Raw genomic sequence first — 17,472 nt, forward strand, 5'->3', positions numbered from 1 at the left:
CTCAAATTCTGTATAGTTAATCCGAACTCTGTCCTTACTTAAACTTATTGTTTAGAATTATAGAGCCTTCTTCATACATTTCGTGATATTCTCCTTTCGCTTTCCTTTCGTCGTAATTTCTCGAATCCAAATATTCTATTATTTCTTGGAGAGACAAACAATTGGGAAGAGCCTCAAATATACCTTTTGTTTCAATTTTCATAATCGTACGATTCAAATTTAATATTATAAAATTTCTCTTGCTATCCATGCACATGCTTCTGCATCGGCGAGTGCGTGATCCAAATGTCAAATCATCGGATTGATTACAAATATACTCGTTGCACAACAATGCAGATTCACGAGAAATTCGGCTTTGATCAGAAATAGAAACAAATAAAAGTCTATTGCTTTCAATCAATTTCTGTAATTTGTCAGGCATGACCTTATATGGTTTTCTGCCTAACACAAGTATTATAGGACATGTACCATTATACAACATATCAAGAATAGATTCTTCCATTTTGCTATGAAACGTGCTTATTATTGGCTCTCTACCTTTAGCATAAGCCACAGCCCAGTCCAGACACGGAAGTATCACACTGCTCTGTGTGCATCTTGAGCAGAGAAAACCATGTTAGGAAGGTCAAGAAGTGATATGTTGCCGACTGTCATCATTTTTTATCTTTTTCTAACTTTCCACTTTCCTTCTTTTTTGAATTGTTCAGAAAGATCTTCTAGTTTTTCATCCTTGATAGGATTTGAAGTTACAGCCATATAGAAAGTTGCACGAGAAAGTCCTACATAGAGATATCGATCAATCAAATCATTTTGATCAACCTTATCTATATTGTGGAAGAATACTACTTCAAACTCCATTCCCTTAACTTTATTAAGAAGGAATATGCGTACAGAATCCTGCTTCTCCAGTTCGTCATTAAAAGTACAGTTTTTCACGTCAATACCTGCATTCTCCAAACGCTCGTCTTCCTTCATTGCTTTTTCAAGTTCTGCAGCTTCCTTATCCGTATTAACGAAGATGGCTATTGAAGGCACCTTTTTGTAGGCTGCTTGAACTTCGAGGACACGGGATACCATCCATTCTGCTTTTTCTTCCTTGTCACTACTCTCATGCCATAAAGGATCTGGAGTTCTTTTCTCATTCTTAAGATAACATGAATATGGAGCTCGTTTCCCTGTAACATTATTATATAGGTAGTGAGCAAGTTTTATCAATTTTGGCCCTTGACGGTAAGACACTTTAAGGGACTGCACATCTATCTTATTAAATAGTAATGGATGTTGCAATTGTTTCCAATCTGATATACCGGAAGCCAAGAGACTTTGCATCATATCACCAGAAAGTGTGATTGAAGATACCTTATAATGGCGAAGCGAATTAATAGCATAATAATCAATTAAGCTATAGTCAGTTGCTTCATCTACACCAATTACAGGACGGCAAATCTTCTTATACACCTCAGGGAAGAGGCTCTTCATGTTATCAAAGCGTGTAGCATTAATATTAGCCAATTTGATCATGAGATTGTTTATAAAGCCTACTAGCAGGCAACATTCATCATGATGTAAGTAATTCTTTGTAGAGACACTTACAATCTTTCCTAACACTTCTTGATTCCAGTTTGCATTCTGTTCCTCAGCCATTTTCTGGCGGAAAGCAATATATGTATTACTGAAGAAGTCGTTATTCATCAAGAAAGATTCATAGTTACTCATGCAAGGGTACACTTCTCTATTGAATATAGCAGCACCTGCAAGTTCCTTTAAGTCGTCAGTATTAATCTTATCTTCAACAAACTTATAAAGGTTATAATATGGCCAATCTTTAGAGATATTTGTACCTTCTGGAGTAGAAGCCATACGTCTTATTACTCGTTTTAAATCTTTGAGTAATTCCAAGTAAACATCCTCTACATTGTCTTCATTATCCATACCACCATCAAGATCATCTTCATCCTGGGGAATATACTCATCACTGTCTAGTAAATCTTCTTCGTAATCAAGAAGTTCATCCCAGAAGTCTTCATCCTTCTTCCAATCGTTCACATAATTGTTGGTGATAGTATTTACTTTATGCTCGTAAGTAGACACAATCTCTCTTACACCATTAGGATATCCAGGAAATTCCAGACTCTTCATATCACTTAAACGAAACAGTAGTCTAACCATTCCTGTGAAATCTGTTACATGAGCAGCTTCTGCACAGGTTTCAATGATTCGCTTACCTGGTACTTTCCATGTATATTTGCTATAATCAATGGATGATACTTTAAGCAATCTTTGTTTTAGAGTTTCTAGATAATAATCATTGAAATCAGCAACAACCTGCATAGGATCATTGATGAATAATCCTTCTTCACCAAATTTATTGGTGTAAGTAAATCTCTTACCTGTTCCTGCTATTTTATATTCATCTCTAACGAGAACTTTGCGAAGATAATCATTCCATACGTAAGTTTTGTCTTCATATTGTGTGAGGCCCTCATAGCTCATATCACTTTTCAGATACTTACAAAGCAATTCTGTTGGAGAGAAAAATATCCAGCTATTTCGTGCTGAAACGATAGCAATTTTTTCATCTGTAAGTGTACTATCTTCATGATTCAACTTGTAATCCTGCAAGTCATCACTATCAATAAGAAGTTTCAGACGTTGAATCAATGTTGTACTTTTGCCAGTACCAGGTCCCCCATTGATAATAGAAGCTATTTCATCATATACATGTCCAAATTTGATTGCATTCTGACTCTTATCTAAGACAGGATTAAAACGAAGCGAAGCCTGAGTTCGAATAAACTTATAAGTATCCTCAAACTCTTTTGCTTCTTCCTCATGCTGGCGATTCTCTTCTTCGAGTTTGGCCATTTCTTGCTCGTGAAGGATACGAGCCTCTTCTGCTTTACGCCGTTCCTCCTCAGCCTTTCTGCGTTCTTCTTCGTCTTTAGCTTTTTGTGCGGCAATTCTGGCTTCTTCCTCAGCTTTACGCTGTTCTTCTATCTTGCGTTGTTCTTCTCGTTTTCGAGCTTCATTTTCCTCATGCTTGTCCATGATGCTGACATACTTACGGTAAGCATCCTGCAAAGCTGGAAAATGCAAGTATTTAGCCATATTTTTATTACCTACAACCAAGTCTTTTACTTCATTACCATAGTTTGTATAATGGGCTGAATTCAGTTGCTCAAACTTCATAGCACCACGAGGAGTCATTACTGTTTGAGGACCATTACTGCCTTCAAGCAGGATACGTCCCCAAGCGCTATTTCTCCAAGTGGTAGTTCCATCTGAAGTTAGTGTATGCATATTAGGCTTAGCATCACCACGGAATCTACCATCCTCTGTGAAATTGTTGTAATAAGAGGATTGATATTTGGCCATAGTAACCCAAATCTCCTGTTCTTTATTATTAGCATTCATGACCACACGACCTCGCCCAATAGACCTATTAGTCACATTGTTTTCTTGCTCGAGATCTGTGTGTGTCTTGATTCTATTTAGTATGTCCTTAACTGTTTCCATCTTTGAACGCTACTATTACTCATTACTAAGTTCATCACCCATACGATATTTTATATCGTAATTGATAAAGAAGTCTAATTCTTCATTAGATAGCTTATAAAGCTTTGCCAATAATTTATCAATTTCATCAATAATTGGCTTAGAAAATTTTATAAAGAAATGCTGTTTTTCCATCGTAAAATTAGGACCTTTCTTTGAATAATTTCTCTTAATAACATGACTGTTTTTTTGATAATCTTTTTGCTGCAAACTACCAATCTAGACAAAGATTCCAAGGTATCTTCATTTAATGAATCAAAATTGAAATAGAAATTAAAATCACGGCTGTTTACAACCTGACAACTTGACCATATAATATAATTTAAGAAGAATAAATTAGAAGATAATAATGCAATTGCTGCATTACAGTAATGCCCGTCTTCCTCGTCGACATAAGCTCCTTCAAGGCTAATCTACCTCTTCAGCTATGAAGTTCCATCCGCGCAAGTTAAAATAACCTACACACATGTCAATGCGCTTAACTCCGTCCTCAGCAATAACATATTTGAGTACTTTCTTGAATTTTTTATCTTCAGTACAGTTATCGAATATCTTAGACATAGGTATATCTTAGATTTAATAAATTACTATTTTGCAAATTTATATTTTAGTAGTCCCAATTCGTGGGACAAGCTAAATTTAATTATTTATTCTGCGTATCATCAAAAGCTATATCCTTAGATTTGGGATCTGGAGCTTCGTCTAAACGAACAAGATCATTCATCTCAACATTGAGAACTTTAGCTATTACCATCATCATCTCTAAAGATGGTTGACTGGCGTTGGTACACCATTTACTAATGGTAGCAGGATCTTTGCCTAATTGTTCTGCCAACCACTTATTGGTCTTGCCTTGATCGACCAATGCCGTCTTGATTCTGTTCAACTTTCTAATCATAGTCTCACATCTTAATAAATAATTGCTGTAAAATTACTATTTAATATTTTAAATAGTGCCTAATTCGCAATAAAAATGTTGTTTGCAGGTCGATTTTCTTTTAATTACCCCATATTTTCACATAATTTGAGTGAATTACTGGAATAATTTGTCTTTCAAATTGAAAACTTAAGCATTCTTTAGCCATAAATTCATATCGAAAGATTGGAAATATTATAGTGACAATAATTTATCTATCAAGAGAATATCTTCAAAACGAACTAGTTCAATTGTTGGAAGATTAATACGACTCTCACACAATCTAGCAAGAAAATGATGCTTAAGTTCAAAAACGATATTCTCAAGAGACATTGCACTAAAGAAATTACCGTCTTTCTTCTCATCTAAAACTCTATTTAAAGTAACTTTGGTGTAAGGTTGCCAATCTGTAACGTCCTCTTCTAATTCTTTGCGGAGAATGGCGTTATTATTCAAAAAAGCTTCTTTCTTTGACAAAGTCATTATAATATGTTTTCCATGATGCTCATCAATGGAATACATACTATCAAAAGTTGTTTCATCAAAGTAGTGCGCAAATTGAATTCTTCCTGTACCTTTATTGCTGGCGGATTTACTATTGTCACGTAAAGTAAGTAATCTATTGTAACTTGCAGGATTAATGCCTAACCATTATCGATAATTATAATCTTATCCAAGGCAGCAGTTTGATTCTCTGCATCATCTTGAAAGAGTCCCATTGTATAGTGGAACTCCATTCGAATTTTACCATGGCGAAGTTTTTCTTTGGAAAACCTCTCAATAATAGACTCCCAAGCATTGGAGAACGCCTCATATACAGGTTGAAGTTGAACGCCACTTTTCTTAATTGCATTCAACTCGCTTCTATAGTAAATACCGATTGCTCTGATGAATTCTGGCATAACAAAAATATAATTATCAATTTAAAATATTCACTTGTTCACTTTTCCGAACATCAAAATCCAGAAATAAGATGGAGAACTAGACTAAGTATCACATTCCCCATTCCACGAACCTCTCTGGTTCTCGAAGAAAATCCATAAGATTTACAATGTATACACCCTCCTCATTCATGTAAGTAGGCTGTAATCCATTTACTATAACAATACGACGGAATCCATCGCGAAGCTTACGCAGAGACGCAAGTTCTTGATCACGTTTTTCTTGAGTTTCCATCGCATAAGCAGATTGTATATATACTCGCTCATACCCACGGTTGCAAACAAAATCCACCTCCAAAGTTTTTCTCTTTCGAGTACCATCAACGTCCTTAACCTCAGTATATACTTGGCCAACGTCTACTTTCATGCCAACAGCACGTAGTTCATTGTAAAGCATATTTTCCATCATGTGTGTAGGCTCAACCTGTCTAAAACCAAGACGAGCATTTCTTAAACCTAGGTCTTCAAAATAATACTTATAAGGAGAGTCTATGTATTTGCGTCCCTTTATATCATAGCGTGTGGCACGTTCAAGTACGAACGCATCTTCCATATATTCAAGGTAGAGACGTATAGTATCCACTGAAATACTACTCTGCTTTACACTCTTGAAGGTATCTGCAATCTTTGGAGGATTGGTTAATCCACCAACACATGATGCCATGATATCTACCAATTCTGCAAGATCACTATCTTGACGCACATCATAACGTTCTTTGATATCACGCAAATAGGTATGTTCCATTTGTTGCTCTAAGTAGTTAACCTTCTTGTTAATATCTTCTTCAAGTACAACCTGAGGCAACCCCCCATATAGCATATATTCACGAATCAATTCTTGTGAATAATTACCACGAAAATCTGCCACTTCTTTAAAAGTCAATGGACGTACATGTATTTCATCGCCACGACCACGAAATTCTGTAATAACATCCTTCGATAAGAATTTAGCATTAGAACCTGTCACAAACACGTCTACGTTGCTGATGCTTAAAAATGAGTTCAAAACATCCTCAAACTCGCTGACCATCTGTACCTCATCTAACATCACATAATATTGTCCATCTGTTGATAGACGTTTATCGATATATTGTAGTAAAGCATCAGGATCTCGCAAACTTTTATTCAGACGATTTTCAAGATTCACTCCAATAATATGATCTTCCTTTACACCTTGCCCAAGCAAGTAGTTCTTGAAAAGGGTAAATAGCAGATATGATTTACCACATCTGCGCATGCCTGTTATCACCTTTATCAAACCATTACCACAACTGTGAATAAGTTGATTCAAGTACTTATCTCTACTTATATCCATACTTTACTCGTCTATTTTGTGTAAATACACGTTTTTAACGATTACAAAAATACATTTTTCTCTTCATCCATACAAATTTTCAACCGATATTCTTTATATTTAGGCGCTTTTTTAACATAAATGCAGTCAAAATATAGTAAGGGTTTACATTTATTTTCAATTTTACTTGCCTTCTGTTTCTAATTAAACAAAAAATCCCTAATCTAGTGGAACTTAGTTTCGTTTTCTCAAAATCAAGAACCAATCTTGGTCCACAAGAATTATATAAAGACTCAAAGTAAGAAAGTCGCTAAAATAACAGATATTTTAACGTATACAAGCCCCATAATCCCTCATATTAACTTGGTATTCTCGCAAAAATGAGTAATTTTGTATAGCAGTAGATGTCATATCATTGCTGCTATTAAGATATGGATGATTTAACCGCACTCGTTGTCATCTTCGTGGTGGCATTGGTTTTGAAACCTATTCTGAAGGGGATCTTCGGATGGTTCGGTGAAAGCGATTACAGACGTGACCGCTGATCTGATTCCTGGTGCTTGAAAAAACGGATACTGGCACAACAGGGAACGAGGTAATTATCTCATCCCTTCTTTCCCTTATTGCTTTTGCAACCTCAAAAGCGACTACTCAAATTCATTTGCTTTCAAAAGATAGAAAGGGCTGGGTAAGCCAAGAACGGGATCACTGCCAGTCTCGAACTATCAGATGAATGGCTTTCACAGAAAGCGTTTCATGTTAGAGTCCTTTACTGAAGTGTCTTTCTCTGCATAGTCATGCCTTGTGCTGACCATGCAGGGGAAGTTACTTTGGCAAACAGTCATTCCATTCTTGAGCTGGCGTGGGCGTAAGTTTGATAGAAAGAACTCTCAGCATCGCTGTTTGTAAGAAATTGGGCGGGAAAGGATTGCATCTGCCAGAGCAAACATCAAAAGGATGGACTGAATGAACTGCTGGCTGCATCAGTGGCTTGACACCAATCCTGACGGTAGTCCAGACAGTTGGTCCTTGTTTGCTCCTTTTGGCAAGAGGGTCTTCGCTCTCACGTCATGCTCTGCTGACATGAATGCGAAGACTCTCAGTTGTCAAAACAGGCGCAATCCTTGGTATGGGGCGAAGCATTAAAAGGAGGAGGAAAGTGGACGATCCATAATTTGCCCATGACTATGGTGTAATCATCGGGCGTCCACGTCGCGCGTGCGTAAAAAATATAAGGAAGTAACCCGCCCTTGTAAACAGGCTACTCTCCTACTCTTTTTGCTGATTACAAGCTCACGAAGTCATAGCTCACGTTGAAATACAAATCAGACAGCTTCGCGACGCTAATGACCATCGTGTGGTCAGCATTCGTGAACATATACAGCCCTTCTGATGATACAGGAACCTATGTATAGCTATTATGCAGTCTCTCCAGAACCACATTCATCATGGTAGAAGGCTCCGTATCTATCACAGAGTACAAGCCACCATCTACTGGAGAGAAACTATAAAGGATGCCTTCAGACGTTCCTGGCTTGGAATATACCAGTTGGATGTTGGTCTTGGTTGCATTCTCTGTCAATGAGAGTCCAGGTATAGCTGATACCATGTAGCTCTTAACATCAACGACAGAGACTCCATAAACGTGGAATGGCTCCGTCCATACTGTAACTGGAGTTTCATTATTCTCAACCAGTTCCTGCAGATCTTCGTTGCAGCAGGAACTCATAGCGATAGTACTTGCCATCAAAAGAGAAATAATGGCGATTGGAATTATACGTTTCATATTGATTGTGTTTATGTGAAGGCAAAAGCTATGACAACAAATGCCCTCACTTGTGAATTATTCAAATGTAAACTTACGGATGTAGAAGTAAACCTCAGTGTCCTCGTATTCGTACTCATTAATGAAGTCCATCATCTGCTCATTAGTACGCTCTCCCTGTTCCATACCGGTTTTGCTGCACCATTCCTTGATGGCATCTTCTACGGTAGAATAGACATCTTCACAGGCTTCGTCGAATGGTGCTCCATAACTGCTGACGGCACACTCTTCAGGGAAGAAGTCGCCTTCATCATGCACATAATAGACCTCACAGCCACATTCACAGACTCTGTATGAGATAGAGAGTTCATCCCATAGCAGATGGTTAATCTCCTCGAATAACTCGTTGCAAGCATCCCATGCTGTTTCTGTTTCAAAGGATAGCAGATAGTAGTCATTGGCTGGGTCTTCCTCATACTCTGCCCAATAGATGTGACCACGAACACTGATTTGCTTTGTCTCGTAGTCGATGCCATAATGCTCTGCCAACTGGTAAAGCCAGATGTTCTTACTGTTCACCTCCATCTTTTGGAGTATGCTCCACAGGTCGTTCACTGCTTTGCGTGAGCCTGTCACCTTGTAGGTGGTTGTTGCTTGATTTGCCATAATCTCGATGTTTTTTTATTTCCCTACTGTAGATTTCTCTACTTTCGGGAGTGATTAGAAATTATGTTGCTTCACAAGGTGTTGTGACCATCAGCACAAGGTTATGGCTCCAAATACAACCCGTATGGTGTGGAGATTTAGAGTCATACCATTGGATCACCTTGGGTAGATGAAGGAACAACAGTTACCTTTGCAACCTAATTTCATCGACTCACGAAAGCAGAAACGGCAGTCCTTATTATACGCATACGCGCACGAAGGATTCTGAGGATATAAGTTTATTTGCCGTCCAAAAGAAAGAGAGATGGTTTGGTTCAATTGGATAAGGTACGGTTTAGTTTATTCCCATATTAAATATCCATAACCTAAACTAAACCTATTATCTTCCGGCCATGAAACCAGCATTACTTTACAAGGGACAAACTCGAATACGACGGAAGACTGACGGGGGACAAAAACGTATTCGTCTTATATGAAGCAATAAAAGTACTTCAAATTCGTTACTAAAGAAAGATAGAAATGACAATGAGCATCACTAAAAGACATACCAGATTCATTCCTTGCTCGCTTCTCAGCGATTGCAAGAATGTGCAAAAACCTGCGTTAAAAAGTGTAAACGTGCAAAGAACTGGAAAATCGATTTTGCAGATGTTTGCATTTTCATTTTTTGACGGCAGTCATATTTGCAGATTTTTGCCTATTTTACGTCCCCCCACCGTCCCTCGGAGTCACTTTAGGCACCCTAAAACAAAGGCGTTTGCACTGATTATCAGCCACTTATATTTACAGATAGTAACTTCTGCGTCGGAAAGTAGATTCTGCGTGGGAAAGTGATTTTTGCAAAGAAAAGCATACCATCTGCAAATATAGCTCATAAATAGCATAATTTCAAGCATTAAGAATTTCATCCATTTTTGCAGATTTTTGATTTTCAACTTCGATATTTGCAGATTTTCGCCCGTTTTGTCCCCCATCTGTCTTTGGAGATTCCTCTCCTATTCTGAAAGTTGTACCTTTCTCTTCTGATGTCAAATTAGACCTGAAGCTATACCCAATGCCGTTGTTTCTGGAGAAAAGTCTTTCATATATTGCTCCCAAATTGTCTTTCTGCATTCTAGACAATCCTTTATATCCTCTTTGGTATAATTGTGATTCTTTATTAAATAATTTATCACTTCTTGCTTGTAGCGCTCTAAAGCTTCTTGTTGGTTTGTATTCTTTTGTTTTTTCATTTTTGTTGCTTTTATTATCCTTTAAAATTTGTCCTTTTTCATAAGGAAGAACAACTCCATCTAACTTATGCCCCAAGATAGTCAAAAATAGCCGAGAGACAAAAATATCTCATGGGTAGTGATTCTCGTTTTTACTCATGTTTTGGCAGATATACATTCCAGCTTAAACAATGTAAAGCGCCACCTTCTTTTGCTATCTCTTTCATTTCAATTTGACGAATATTGCAATCAGGGAAAGCAGTTTGAATATATTGTTGGGCTATTGCATCTTCTGGAATATCGAATTTAGGCATTATGATATTCTTGCCAACTTGTAGAAAGTTGATATATGCCCAGTTGAGATCACAACAAGGTGTATCAACTTTATCCTTGAAACGCATTTCTATTACCTCAAAACCATAACTTTCAAGAATCCTACGGATGGATGCAGCTTCATCTGGATTGCAGTCACCATGATTACCCATCAGTATTCGATTATCACCACACCATTTGATGAAACCATCAGAATGTCCATATACATCGTCTTCATATGGAGTCCAAGGAATAATGATGACAGGATGACCAAGTTCTGATTCCAATAAAGCCTTAAAATCTGCATCATCTTTCTTTTTTCTGTTTTCTGAAAACACCTTATCTGTCATCACGATATATGGACCGCAGGGCACCATATTACCGCCATCTATAATTAGATTGGTAGAACGACTGTTTATTCCCATACCACGCAACACTTTGGTAGCATCAGTAATCGTCTCAATATCATCCATATTTACAAGGTAATTTGGATAATAATGATAATTTAAAAATTCATCTTTACCCAACTGAATAGGCATATAGTCACGTGCCCAATAATCATTTGTGCATTTCAGCTCTTTGGACTTAATTCCCATTTCGTTAAGCAAATCCTTCAGACGCTGATAAAACTCAGGGTGACCTTCTTTCTTGTCCTTTAACCAAGGAGAGAAATACACGAGGTTTGTATCTTTATCGTGCAGCAATTTATCACATCGTATATATCTATAGAGTTTACCCTTAAATGTGGAAAAGTCGTCGCATAGTTTTCCTTTCTCTGGATACACATGATAATTGTTAAGAATATCGCTCACCTTTTCCTTGACAATCTGCTTCGGTTGCAGAATATTGATTCGAGGTCTACGAATGTATCCTACCATACCGTTGTCGTACTTAACAAGTTGTGGTTCATTGAAACTGCTGGTCGTGTCATTGTGTTTGAATAATTCTGCACACTTCAAAGGTCCACACAAGACCTTAACATTACCAACCTCATTGACACAAACTAATTGACGAATGAGAATGCCACCAAAGTATGCATTATCATCAAGATTATATTTCTTTGATTCTCGACACTCTATATTACTTTCAAAATTCAAGTCAATTCCCCCAAATCTATTGTTATACCAACATAGCGGTTTTGATGAACGTGGATATGTGATGACATCACGATGATTCTTATTGTAGAAGTAAAATTCGATCTCTTTAAAGAGATACTTCTTCTCACCCTTTTGAATAGCAAAACTTTCAAACAGCATCTTTGCTATTTGTTCAAAACGCTCCTCTATGCCGGTTGTATTTATGTTGGCATCAAGAGTCATCAGTTGTCGGAGTTGATCTATGTTATTCATATAAAAAGAAGCTAATTGTTAATCTTCGTGCATTGTCCACTTTCCATTATTAACCTCATAGACCCTTATTGGAACCTTTATTTTCTCTAACGGCAAATGAGTAACTATGATTTTTGATTTAAATTGTCCATTAGGTAAATAGGCAACTTTCCATGTGCTCACTGAATTACCCTTAACATCTCCAAATATCAATTTGAAAGATGTGTCATTCAATCGTTCGATTTTTAAGAGAATATCAAAATCATCAGCATGATCAAATTCTAGTTGCTGAAGATACCCTACTCCTTCCTTACTCCAATAAAAACGGGATGACGTTATGAGCTTCAACTCTTTCTTAACGTAATTCTGCGCAATTTGATTTTCCTTTTTGAAGTTGTACTTGTTAGTCTTATAATCATTAATATATGTTTGCCGCAAAAGTTCGTCTGTTACTCTTTGGGATATTGGACGTCGATTATAATCAAATATGTCAACAACTCTAACCAGTTGCCCTTTTTCATTATAAACTTCTTCACCAATTACACGATATTGTGGATGTGACTTATACTTGTTGTAGGACAATCGTAATGGGTATGCTTCAAATACGTCCTCACTTTCCTCCTTGCCAATCCACTCCCATCCTTCAGTAGAATCAATAATAATTGGAATCTTTGTGAATTCAGAATTGTCACCTTTATCATTATTTATCGAATCCTCAAAAGATGACATATTATCTATAGGAGCCTGACGTGGAACTACATCCTGTCCCAAAACTTGCACAGATAAATATATCAATATGGCTATTAAGAAAAATCTATTATTCATAATCTCAAGTATATAAGGTGTAAATCTTTGCTTACTTTTCTCTCTTTTATATTAGCTATGTCCTCACTATATCGAGGCTGAGGCGAGAGATAAAGTTTATGCAAAGCTGTTCCTCCTCGGAATGCCAACTGCGATGCAAGGAACTCATCGCTAAAGATGGAAACCAAGGCACGACATATAATCAGATCTTGCTCAATCTGTGCATTATCTATCCATGGAGCATGTTCGCTCCACTGCTGTATCGCTGTTCTATTAATCATATATCGTCTGTTTCTATTTCTACGTTTACGTTTATCTTCCACCGGCTGTCTCTGACAGATGGATTATCTTCTGCCGATGTACTCAAAGGTTGATATTTGAAATAACCCGATGATGCTCGAAGCTGTTCATACATGTCATCTGCCAACTTCTTTTCCCCAACGACATTTTCAAGTATATAGCCAAGTCGTTGCCATACAACCTTTTTCACATAAGTTGCAAGTGGCGCAAACTGATTATTAATGTCAATCTGCTCTGAAAGTTCTTCAAGTATGGTGGCGACTCGCGACAATCCGCCTACATGTTGCTGATATTGCACTAAGTCAGCGGCGGTTAGAAGAGGATTTGATATGCGGATAGTTCCCGTCTCTGTATTTTTTGTAATCAGAGCTTCCTCTGGCAGTCCATCCCGATAAAACCAATCTATGGTTACATTACGAGTAGAGACTGTCCTACGCTTAGGAAAAGTCGTCATTACAGAGAATTGCTGGGGACGTTGATGAGCAGCGCCAAGTAGCTCTGCTGCACTAAGCATACATACATAGTAAGGCTTTTGCAGGTACGACATTAACTGATCAATATAGTAGGTCGCAGGAACTGACCCACGTAAAACATAGTGAACGGGAATAATAACGTAATACCCTCTATATACACTGGCTATAGTCTTGTTTGAACTAAGTCTAGAAAGTTCGTTCTGAAGAATCTGTTCAGAAGAGCACAAGCCAGCAGCCCTTACATCCTCAACAGAAAACGTAGGAAAACCATGAATAGCTCTATCTTCAATCCACTTTTGTAATGTCATACTGAGTAATTTTGGTGCAAATATAATAAGGAAAACATTACCTTTGTACTGTTTTTGCCTAAAATCACTCTGTTTTATAGAATTTTATCTCCAAATTCGCATTTTTATCGAATTTGGAAGCAAAATACACGCATATAACTCTAAATATGAGATATGATTGCCGTCCAAAAGAAAGAGAAGCCAATTATTCTGTTTGATAGCGCAACCCTTTGGTTTAGTTTATACCCATATTAAATATCTATAACCTAACCTAAACCTTAATGCAAGAATGTGCAAAAATATGCGTTAAAAAGTGTAAACGTGCAAAAAACTGGAAAATCGATTTTGCAGATGTTTGCATTTTCTTTTTTGACGGCAGTCATATTTATCTTCGTTTTCTTCCGTCACGACTCGGCATAGTTCAAGCTCGCTTGACTCTGCTCTCGCAGCTCCGTCATTTGCAGATTTTTGCCTGTTTTGCGTCCCCCCACCGTCCCTCGGAGTCACTTTAGACACCCTAAAACAAAGGCGTTTGTGCTGATTATCAACCATTTATATTTGCAGAAAGTAGATTCTGCGTGGGTAAGTAGGTTTAGTTTAAACCTCTTTATATATAAAGCGGAACAAACTAAACCAATATATCTAAAATGTTTTCTTAAACTAAAGCAATAATATAGAAAAACGTATATTTTTCAACCTTACATTTGACTATTTCCTTTTTACCTTGGCATATACTTACTATAGTCTTCTTTTGGTTGGTTAGAAGATGGCGTTTGTACATTCTTTTAGGCCAATTCATCAAGAATACCCCTTAATAAAGCATTATTCTCTTGTAATTCAGACTCTATCGAGTATATTTTGAAATACCATAAAACCAATGGACGTAATATAAGATAGATACCTCCACCTACAATGACAATTAATGCTACTACGGCTAATGTCCGTCGGCCAGACGCGATGTCATTGTGATGGTGTTGCCGCTGATGGTCACGTCGGTCTCCTGCCTGTAGGCCCACACGCCGCTCTCCGTCTTCGACATGCTGTAGAAGCCCTTCAGCGCGGAGCCGCCATCCTTCGTGAAGGTATAGACCGACTTCATGTCAGTCGTGACCGCCTCCCCGTCGGTGTCGGCATGAATCCACTTGCCGACAATCTTTTCGGCGAGGCTGTTATCAACTACCGGATTGTCATCGTTATTACTGCACGATGTGAATGCACTTGCGCCGCAAATGAAGAAGGCGGCGAGCACCCAATTCATCATCTTTCTCATGAATGTTTTTGTTTAAATGCTTATACTTACTTATTGTCTTTACGGGGAACGCTGCCTAAGGGGAACGAGTCGAAGTCGTGATGTCCGCGGTCGGTGTAGGCCGTGCCGGGGAAGAGGGCGGCGAGTTCCTGGTGGATGACGTTGGCCAGGCGGTCGCTTTCAAACGACTGCACGAGCCTCATGCGGAGGATGCCCTTATACTCGCAGGCTATGATCCATAGCGGATAGGAATAGGAGCCGGCACTGACACCCACGGCCTGCACCTGCCGGGCGATGGCATCGCCGCACCTTGCTTCGCCTTGATAGTCGGAGAAACCGAGATGCCCTGCGTAGGATATGCCGTAGGTGCAGAAGGCGGAGTCTTTCTGCCTGCCGCTCTTGACGACCATAGGCGACACCTTTGTCACGGGCAGCGGCGCGGCGAATATCTGGTCGAAGTCTGCCCGCAACTGGGCCACTGTGGCGTAGAGGTTCTCCGGACGGGTCTGCACCATCATCTCCTCGCGCAGCCGCCTGGCCCTCTCGCCTGCCGACAGGCGGTCGATCTCTGCCGTATAGGGGAGCGAGAAGGGAATGGCGCCATTGCCGCTGGTCTCGAAACGGAACACTGGGCGCAGGTCCTTGGGCGTGTAGCACACTATCTCCTTCTGCCCCACGTCGTAGCGCTGGCGGATGGCCCGGCCTATGACGGCATTCAAGGCCGGCACCACCGAACTGCCGCTCTCGCGGGCGAAGGCCAGCAGCGGGGCCAGTGGCACGTCGATGTCGATGATGTGCTGCCGCGTGGTCCTCGTGCTGAACAGCCTTTCGGGCAGATGGAAGATGTCGTGCTCCTGGGGGACGAACTTACCCTCTGGCGCTCCCGGTGTGCCTCCCCCGAGGATGTACTCGTGGCAGGGGAAGGTGTCCATGCTGTCGGCAGCAGGCAGACTGTCGCCGCCCGCCTGACAATAGAACCTCAGCACGGTCCCGAGGAAGCCGCAGATGGACCGCATGTCGGCCAGTCCGTGGAACACATGGAGCGTGAAGCGACGCTCGCTGTAACTGACATAGAGCATCAGGCCCCCGGTCTCCTTAGTGCCAAGGTGCCGGGGCAGTCCGTCGGCTTCACTTACCACTGCGACCTGCTCCGCCTCGGAGTCCTCCACGAGGAACCGGCGGTCCACGATGACGGGGCGTGCCCTAAAGTTGCGGTGTACCCTCAGGGCGCTCACCACCGCCGCCCGCAGTTCATCTGGCCGCACGCTCTGCGTCAGTTCACATTCAGCCTCTATCACCGTGGCCCGCCTGCCGGAGCGGAGCCAGTAGAATGTCTCATCAAAAAAATACAGTTCTTTCATATCTTCTCTTATATCATCACCCGGGGACTTTTACTGAAGTGAACCCCAAAGTTTGGACAGTTAAACAATCGAAGCTGTAAGCATCTTCCTGTATTGTATGGGCGACATGCCATTAAGCCTCAGTTTTATTCTCTCGTTATTATAGTATTCTATATAATCTATCAGGTCTTTGATGAAGGTGTCTGCTGATGTGTACTTCCCAGAATACAGCAGTTCCGATTTCATAAGACCAAAGAGAATGTACTACGCGCCATCTTCTTGAGCTCCAGCAGGACAGCTAAATCTGCATGCTCATTACGCCTTAGTTCTTGGATGGCCCATTCCCAATCGCTCTATTTCGAGCTTCTCTTTCCTCGACTAAGGCTCTCACTTTTTTTAGCAGGAGATTCTCTAGTCTTAAGCGTTCGTTCTCCTTGCGAAGACACTCATTCTCCTTTTCGTACTCTTCTTTGGGTAGCCGTTTAACCATATGCTCACCTGTTTGGAAATACCTGGATCGCCGAGATTCCAGTGCTTCAAATCCATTTCGCTCAACCAATTTAACCCAATTGCCAATTAACGAGCTTGACAATTGATATTTGGCTGAAAGCTGGAACAAAGTTAATTCACTTTCCTGATATTCACGAACTATTTTACATTTATCTTCATATGAGAGCCCCTTTTTCTTCTTCCGCTTGAATTTTAGACCTTCAATGCCAGCTTTAAGAGTTGGCAAGGGAAGTATGGGAATGCAAGGAATTACCGAATTATTTCACCCTTGGGCCAGGAAAAGTTTTTATTGGATGCCCTGTAGACGGCAAAAAGTTTTTGAAAAAATTCAGGGAATAAGGCACCTGGTACTTGCAGAATACGGCTTGCACTAACTTTGCGACGGAAAAAGTAAGTGTGACTCGCTTCGCCCGGAAAAGTCATCAATGAGGAAGTCGGAATAAGAATATTTTCGTTAAGCCAAATGACCAAAGTCAAACCTGTTTGTGCTTTGGCATTTCATTCGTAGCCAAAACGCAGCG

Annotated in this window: 18 protein-coding genes and 1 pseudogene; all 19 read right to left on the reverse strand. The window is 39.7% G+C overall.

Annotated elements, in window-relative coordinates:
* Nucleotides 1–34 precede the first annotated feature (34 nt).
* Nucleotides 35–502: a hypothetical protein gene (locus L6471_RS09205; protein WP_237797219.1), complete on the reverse strand. Its 468-nt coding sequence runs from the start codon at nucleotides 500–502 to the stop codon at nucleotides 35–37.
* A gap of 158 nt (nucleotides 503–660) precedes the next feature.
* Complete coding sequence (locus tag L6471_RS09210; RefSeq protein ID WP_237797220.1) at nucleotides 661–3,516, reverse strand: ATP-binding domain-containing protein; 2,856 nt, start codon at nucleotides 3,514–3,516, stop codon at nucleotides 661–663.
* A gap of 15 nt (nucleotides 3,517–3,531) precedes the next feature.
* Nucleotides 3,532–3,690 (reverse strand): hypothetical protein, encoded by a 159-nt coding sequence (locus tag L6471_RS09215; RefSeq protein ID WP_237797221.1) that lies wholly within the window; start codon nucleotides 3,688–3,690, stop codon nucleotides 3,532–3,534.
* A 273-nt stretch (nucleotides 3,691–3,963) separates the two neighbouring features.
* Complete coding sequence (locus L6471_RS09220) at nucleotides 3,964–4,116, reverse strand: phospholipase D-like domain-containing protein (RefSeq protein WP_237797222.1); 153 nt, start codon at nucleotides 4,114–4,116, stop codon at nucleotides 3,964–3,966.
* 82 nt (nucleotides 4,117–4,198) lie between these two features.
* On the reverse strand, nucleotides 4,199–4,453 hold the full coding sequence (locus L6471_RS09225) for a helix-turn-helix transcriptional regulator (RefSeq protein WP_074549172.1): 255 nt from the start codon (nucleotides 4,451–4,453) through the stop codon (nucleotides 4,199–4,201).
* Nucleotides 4,454–4,666: 213 nt separating this feature from the next.
* Nucleotides 4,667–4,993, reverse strand: coding sequence for a hypothetical protein (locus L6471_RS09230; protein ID WP_237797223.1), 327 nt, complete (start codon nucleotides 4,991–4,993; stop codon nucleotides 4,667–4,669).
* Between the two features lie 122 nt (nucleotides 4,994–5,115).
* Nucleotides 5,116–5,373, reverse strand: coding sequence for a hypothetical protein (locus L6471_RS09235; RefSeq protein WP_237797224.1), 258 nt, complete (start codon nucleotides 5,371–5,373; stop codon nucleotides 5,116–5,118).
* Nucleotides 5,374–5,464: 91 nt separating this feature from the next.
* Nucleotides 5,465–6,727, reverse strand: a complete 1,263-nt coding sequence (locus tag L6471_RS09240; protein ID WP_027452767.1) for an ATP-binding protein — start codon at nucleotides 6,725–6,727, stop codon at nucleotides 5,465–5,467.
* A 1,384-nt stretch (nucleotides 6,728–8,111) separates the two neighbouring features.
* Nucleotides 8,112–8,492 carry a hypothetical protein gene (locus L6471_RS09245; RefSeq protein WP_237797225.1) on the reverse strand — a complete coding sequence of 127 codons (381 nt, stop codon included), beginning with the start codon at nucleotides 8,490–8,492 and terminating at the stop codon, nucleotides 8,112–8,114.
* Between the two features lie 57 nt (nucleotides 8,493–8,549).
* A complete protein-coding gene (locus L6471_RS09250; protein ID WP_237797226.1) occupies nucleotides 8,550–9,137 on the reverse strand; it encodes a hypothetical protein in 588 nt (195 codons plus the stop codon).
* A gap of 888 nt (nucleotides 9,138–10,025) precedes the next feature.
* Nucleotides 10,026–10,445: a hypothetical protein gene (locus tag L6471_RS09255; RefSeq protein WP_237797227.1), complete on the reverse strand. Its 420-nt coding sequence runs from the start codon at nucleotides 10,443–10,445 to the stop codon at nucleotides 10,026–10,028.
* A gap of 55 nt (nucleotides 10,446–10,500) precedes the next feature.
* Complete coding sequence (locus L6471_RS09260; protein ID WP_237797228.1) at nucleotides 10,501–12,009, reverse strand: agmatine deiminase family protein; 1,509 nt, start codon at nucleotides 12,007–12,009, stop codon at nucleotides 10,501–10,503.
* Between the two features lie 18 nt (nucleotides 12,010–12,027).
* On the reverse strand, nucleotides 12,028–12,813 hold the full coding sequence (locus L6471_RS09265) for a hypothetical protein (RefSeq protein WP_237797229.1): 786 nt from the start codon (nucleotides 12,811–12,813) through the stop codon (nucleotides 12,028–12,030).
* A 56-nt stretch (nucleotides 12,814–12,869) separates the two neighbouring features.
* Nucleotides 12,870–13,073: pseudogene (locus L6471_RS09270) on the reverse strand (nucleotidyl transferase AbiEii/AbiGii toxin family protein); the annotation flags it as partial.
* Nucleotides 13,070–13,873 (reverse strand): type IV toxin-antitoxin system AbiEi family antitoxin domain-containing protein, encoded by an 804-nt coding sequence (locus tag L6471_RS09275; protein WP_237797230.1) that lies wholly within the window; start codon nucleotides 13,871–13,873, stop codon nucleotides 13,070–13,072. The gene L6471_RS09275 and the pseudogene L6471_RS09270, both read right to left, overlap by 4 nt.
* Before the next feature lie 913 nt (nucleotides 13,874–14,786).
* On the reverse strand, nucleotides 14,787–15,122 hold the full coding sequence (locus L6471_RS09280; RefSeq protein WP_074549164.1) for a hypothetical protein: 336 nt from the start codon (nucleotides 15,120–15,122) through the stop codon (nucleotides 14,787–14,789).
* A 26-nt stretch (nucleotides 15,123–15,148) separates the two neighbouring features.
* Nucleotides 15,149–16,462 (reverse strand): hypothetical protein, encoded by a 1,314-nt coding sequence (locus L6471_RS09285; protein ID WP_237797231.1) that lies wholly within the window; start codon nucleotides 16,460–16,462, stop codon nucleotides 15,149–15,151.
* Nucleotides 16,463–16,522: 60 nt separating this feature from the next.
* Nucleotides 16,523–16,687: an IS3 family transposase gene (locus L6471_RS14265; RefSeq protein WP_083350932.1), complete on the reverse strand. Its 165-nt coding sequence runs from the start codon at nucleotides 16,685–16,687 to the stop codon at nucleotides 16,523–16,525.
* A gap of 76 nt (nucleotides 16,688–16,763) precedes the next feature.
* Entirely contained in the window at nucleotides 16,764–17,177 is a 414-nt protein-coding gene (locus tag L6471_RS14270) for a transposase (protein WP_404830157.1), read from the reverse strand.
* Between the last annotated feature and the right edge of the window lie 295 nt (nucleotides 17,178–17,472).

Source organism: Segatella bryantii, assembly GCF_022024215.1.
Lineage (GTDB): Bacteria > Bacteroidota > Bacteroidia > Bacteroidales > Bacteroidaceae > Prevotella > Prevotella bryantii.

Bases quoted from the DNA above. Each gene is read 5' to 3' on its own strand.
- L6471_RS09205 (WP_237797219.1), bottom strand. From the start codon at position 502: ATGGAAGAATCTATTCTTGATATGTTGTATAATGGTACATGTCCTATA.
- L6471_RS09210 (WP_237797220.1), bottom strand. From the start codon at position 3,516: ATGGAAACAGTTAAGGACATACTAAATAGAATCAAGACACACACAGAT.
- L6471_RS09215 (WP_237797221.1), bottom strand. From the start codon at position 3,690: ATGGAAAAACAGCATTTCTTTATAAAATTTTCTAAGCCAATTATTGAT.
- L6471_RS09220 (WP_237797222.1), bottom strand. From the start codon at position 4,116: ATGTCTAAGATATTCGATAACTGTACTGAAGATAAAAAATTCAAGAAA.
- L6471_RS09225 (WP_074549172.1), bottom strand. From the start codon at position 4,453: ATGATTAGAAAGTTGAACAGAATCAAGACGGCATTGGTCGATCAAGGC.
- L6471_RS09230 (WP_237797223.1), bottom strand. From the start codon at position 4,993: ATGTATTCCATTGATGAGCATCATGGAAAACATATTATAATGACTTTG.
- L6471_RS09235 (WP_237797224.1), bottom strand. From the start codon at position 5,373: ATGCCAGAATTCATCAGAGCAATCGGTATTTACTATAGAAGCGAGTTG.
- L6471_RS09240 (WP_027452767.1), bottom strand. From the start codon at position 6,727: ATGGATATAAGTAGAGATAAGTACTTGAATCAACTTATTCACAGTTGT.
- L6471_RS09245 (WP_237797225.1), bottom strand. From the start codon at position 8,492: ATGAAACGTATAATTCCAATCGCCATTATTTCTCTTTTGATGGCAAGT.
- L6471_RS09250 (WP_237797226.1), bottom strand. From the start codon at position 9,137: ATGGCAAATCAAGCAACAACCACCTACAAGGTGACAGGCTCACGCAAA.
- L6471_RS09260 (WP_237797228.1), bottom strand. From the start codon at position 12,009: ATGAATAACATAGATCAACTCCGACAACTGATGACTCTTGATGCCAAC.
- L6471_RS09265 (WP_237797229.1), bottom strand. From the start codon at position 12,813: ATGAATAATAGATTTTTCTTAATAGCCATATTGATATATTTATCTGTG.
- L6471_RS09275 (WP_237797230.1), bottom strand. From the start codon at position 13,873: ATGACATTACAAAAGTGGATTGAAGATAGAGCTATTCATGGTTTTCCT.
- L6471_RS09280 (WP_074549164.1), bottom strand. From the start codon at position 15,122: ATGAGAAAGATGATGAATTGGGTGCTCGCCGCCTTCTTCATTTGCGGC.
- L6471_RS09285 (WP_237797231.1), bottom strand. From the start codon at position 16,462: ATGAAAGAACTGTATTTTTTTGATGAGACATTCTACTGGCTCCGCTCC.
- L6471_RS14265 (WP_083350932.1), bottom strand. From the start codon at position 16,687: ATGAAATCGGAACTGCTGTATTCTGGGAAGTACACATCAGCAGACACC.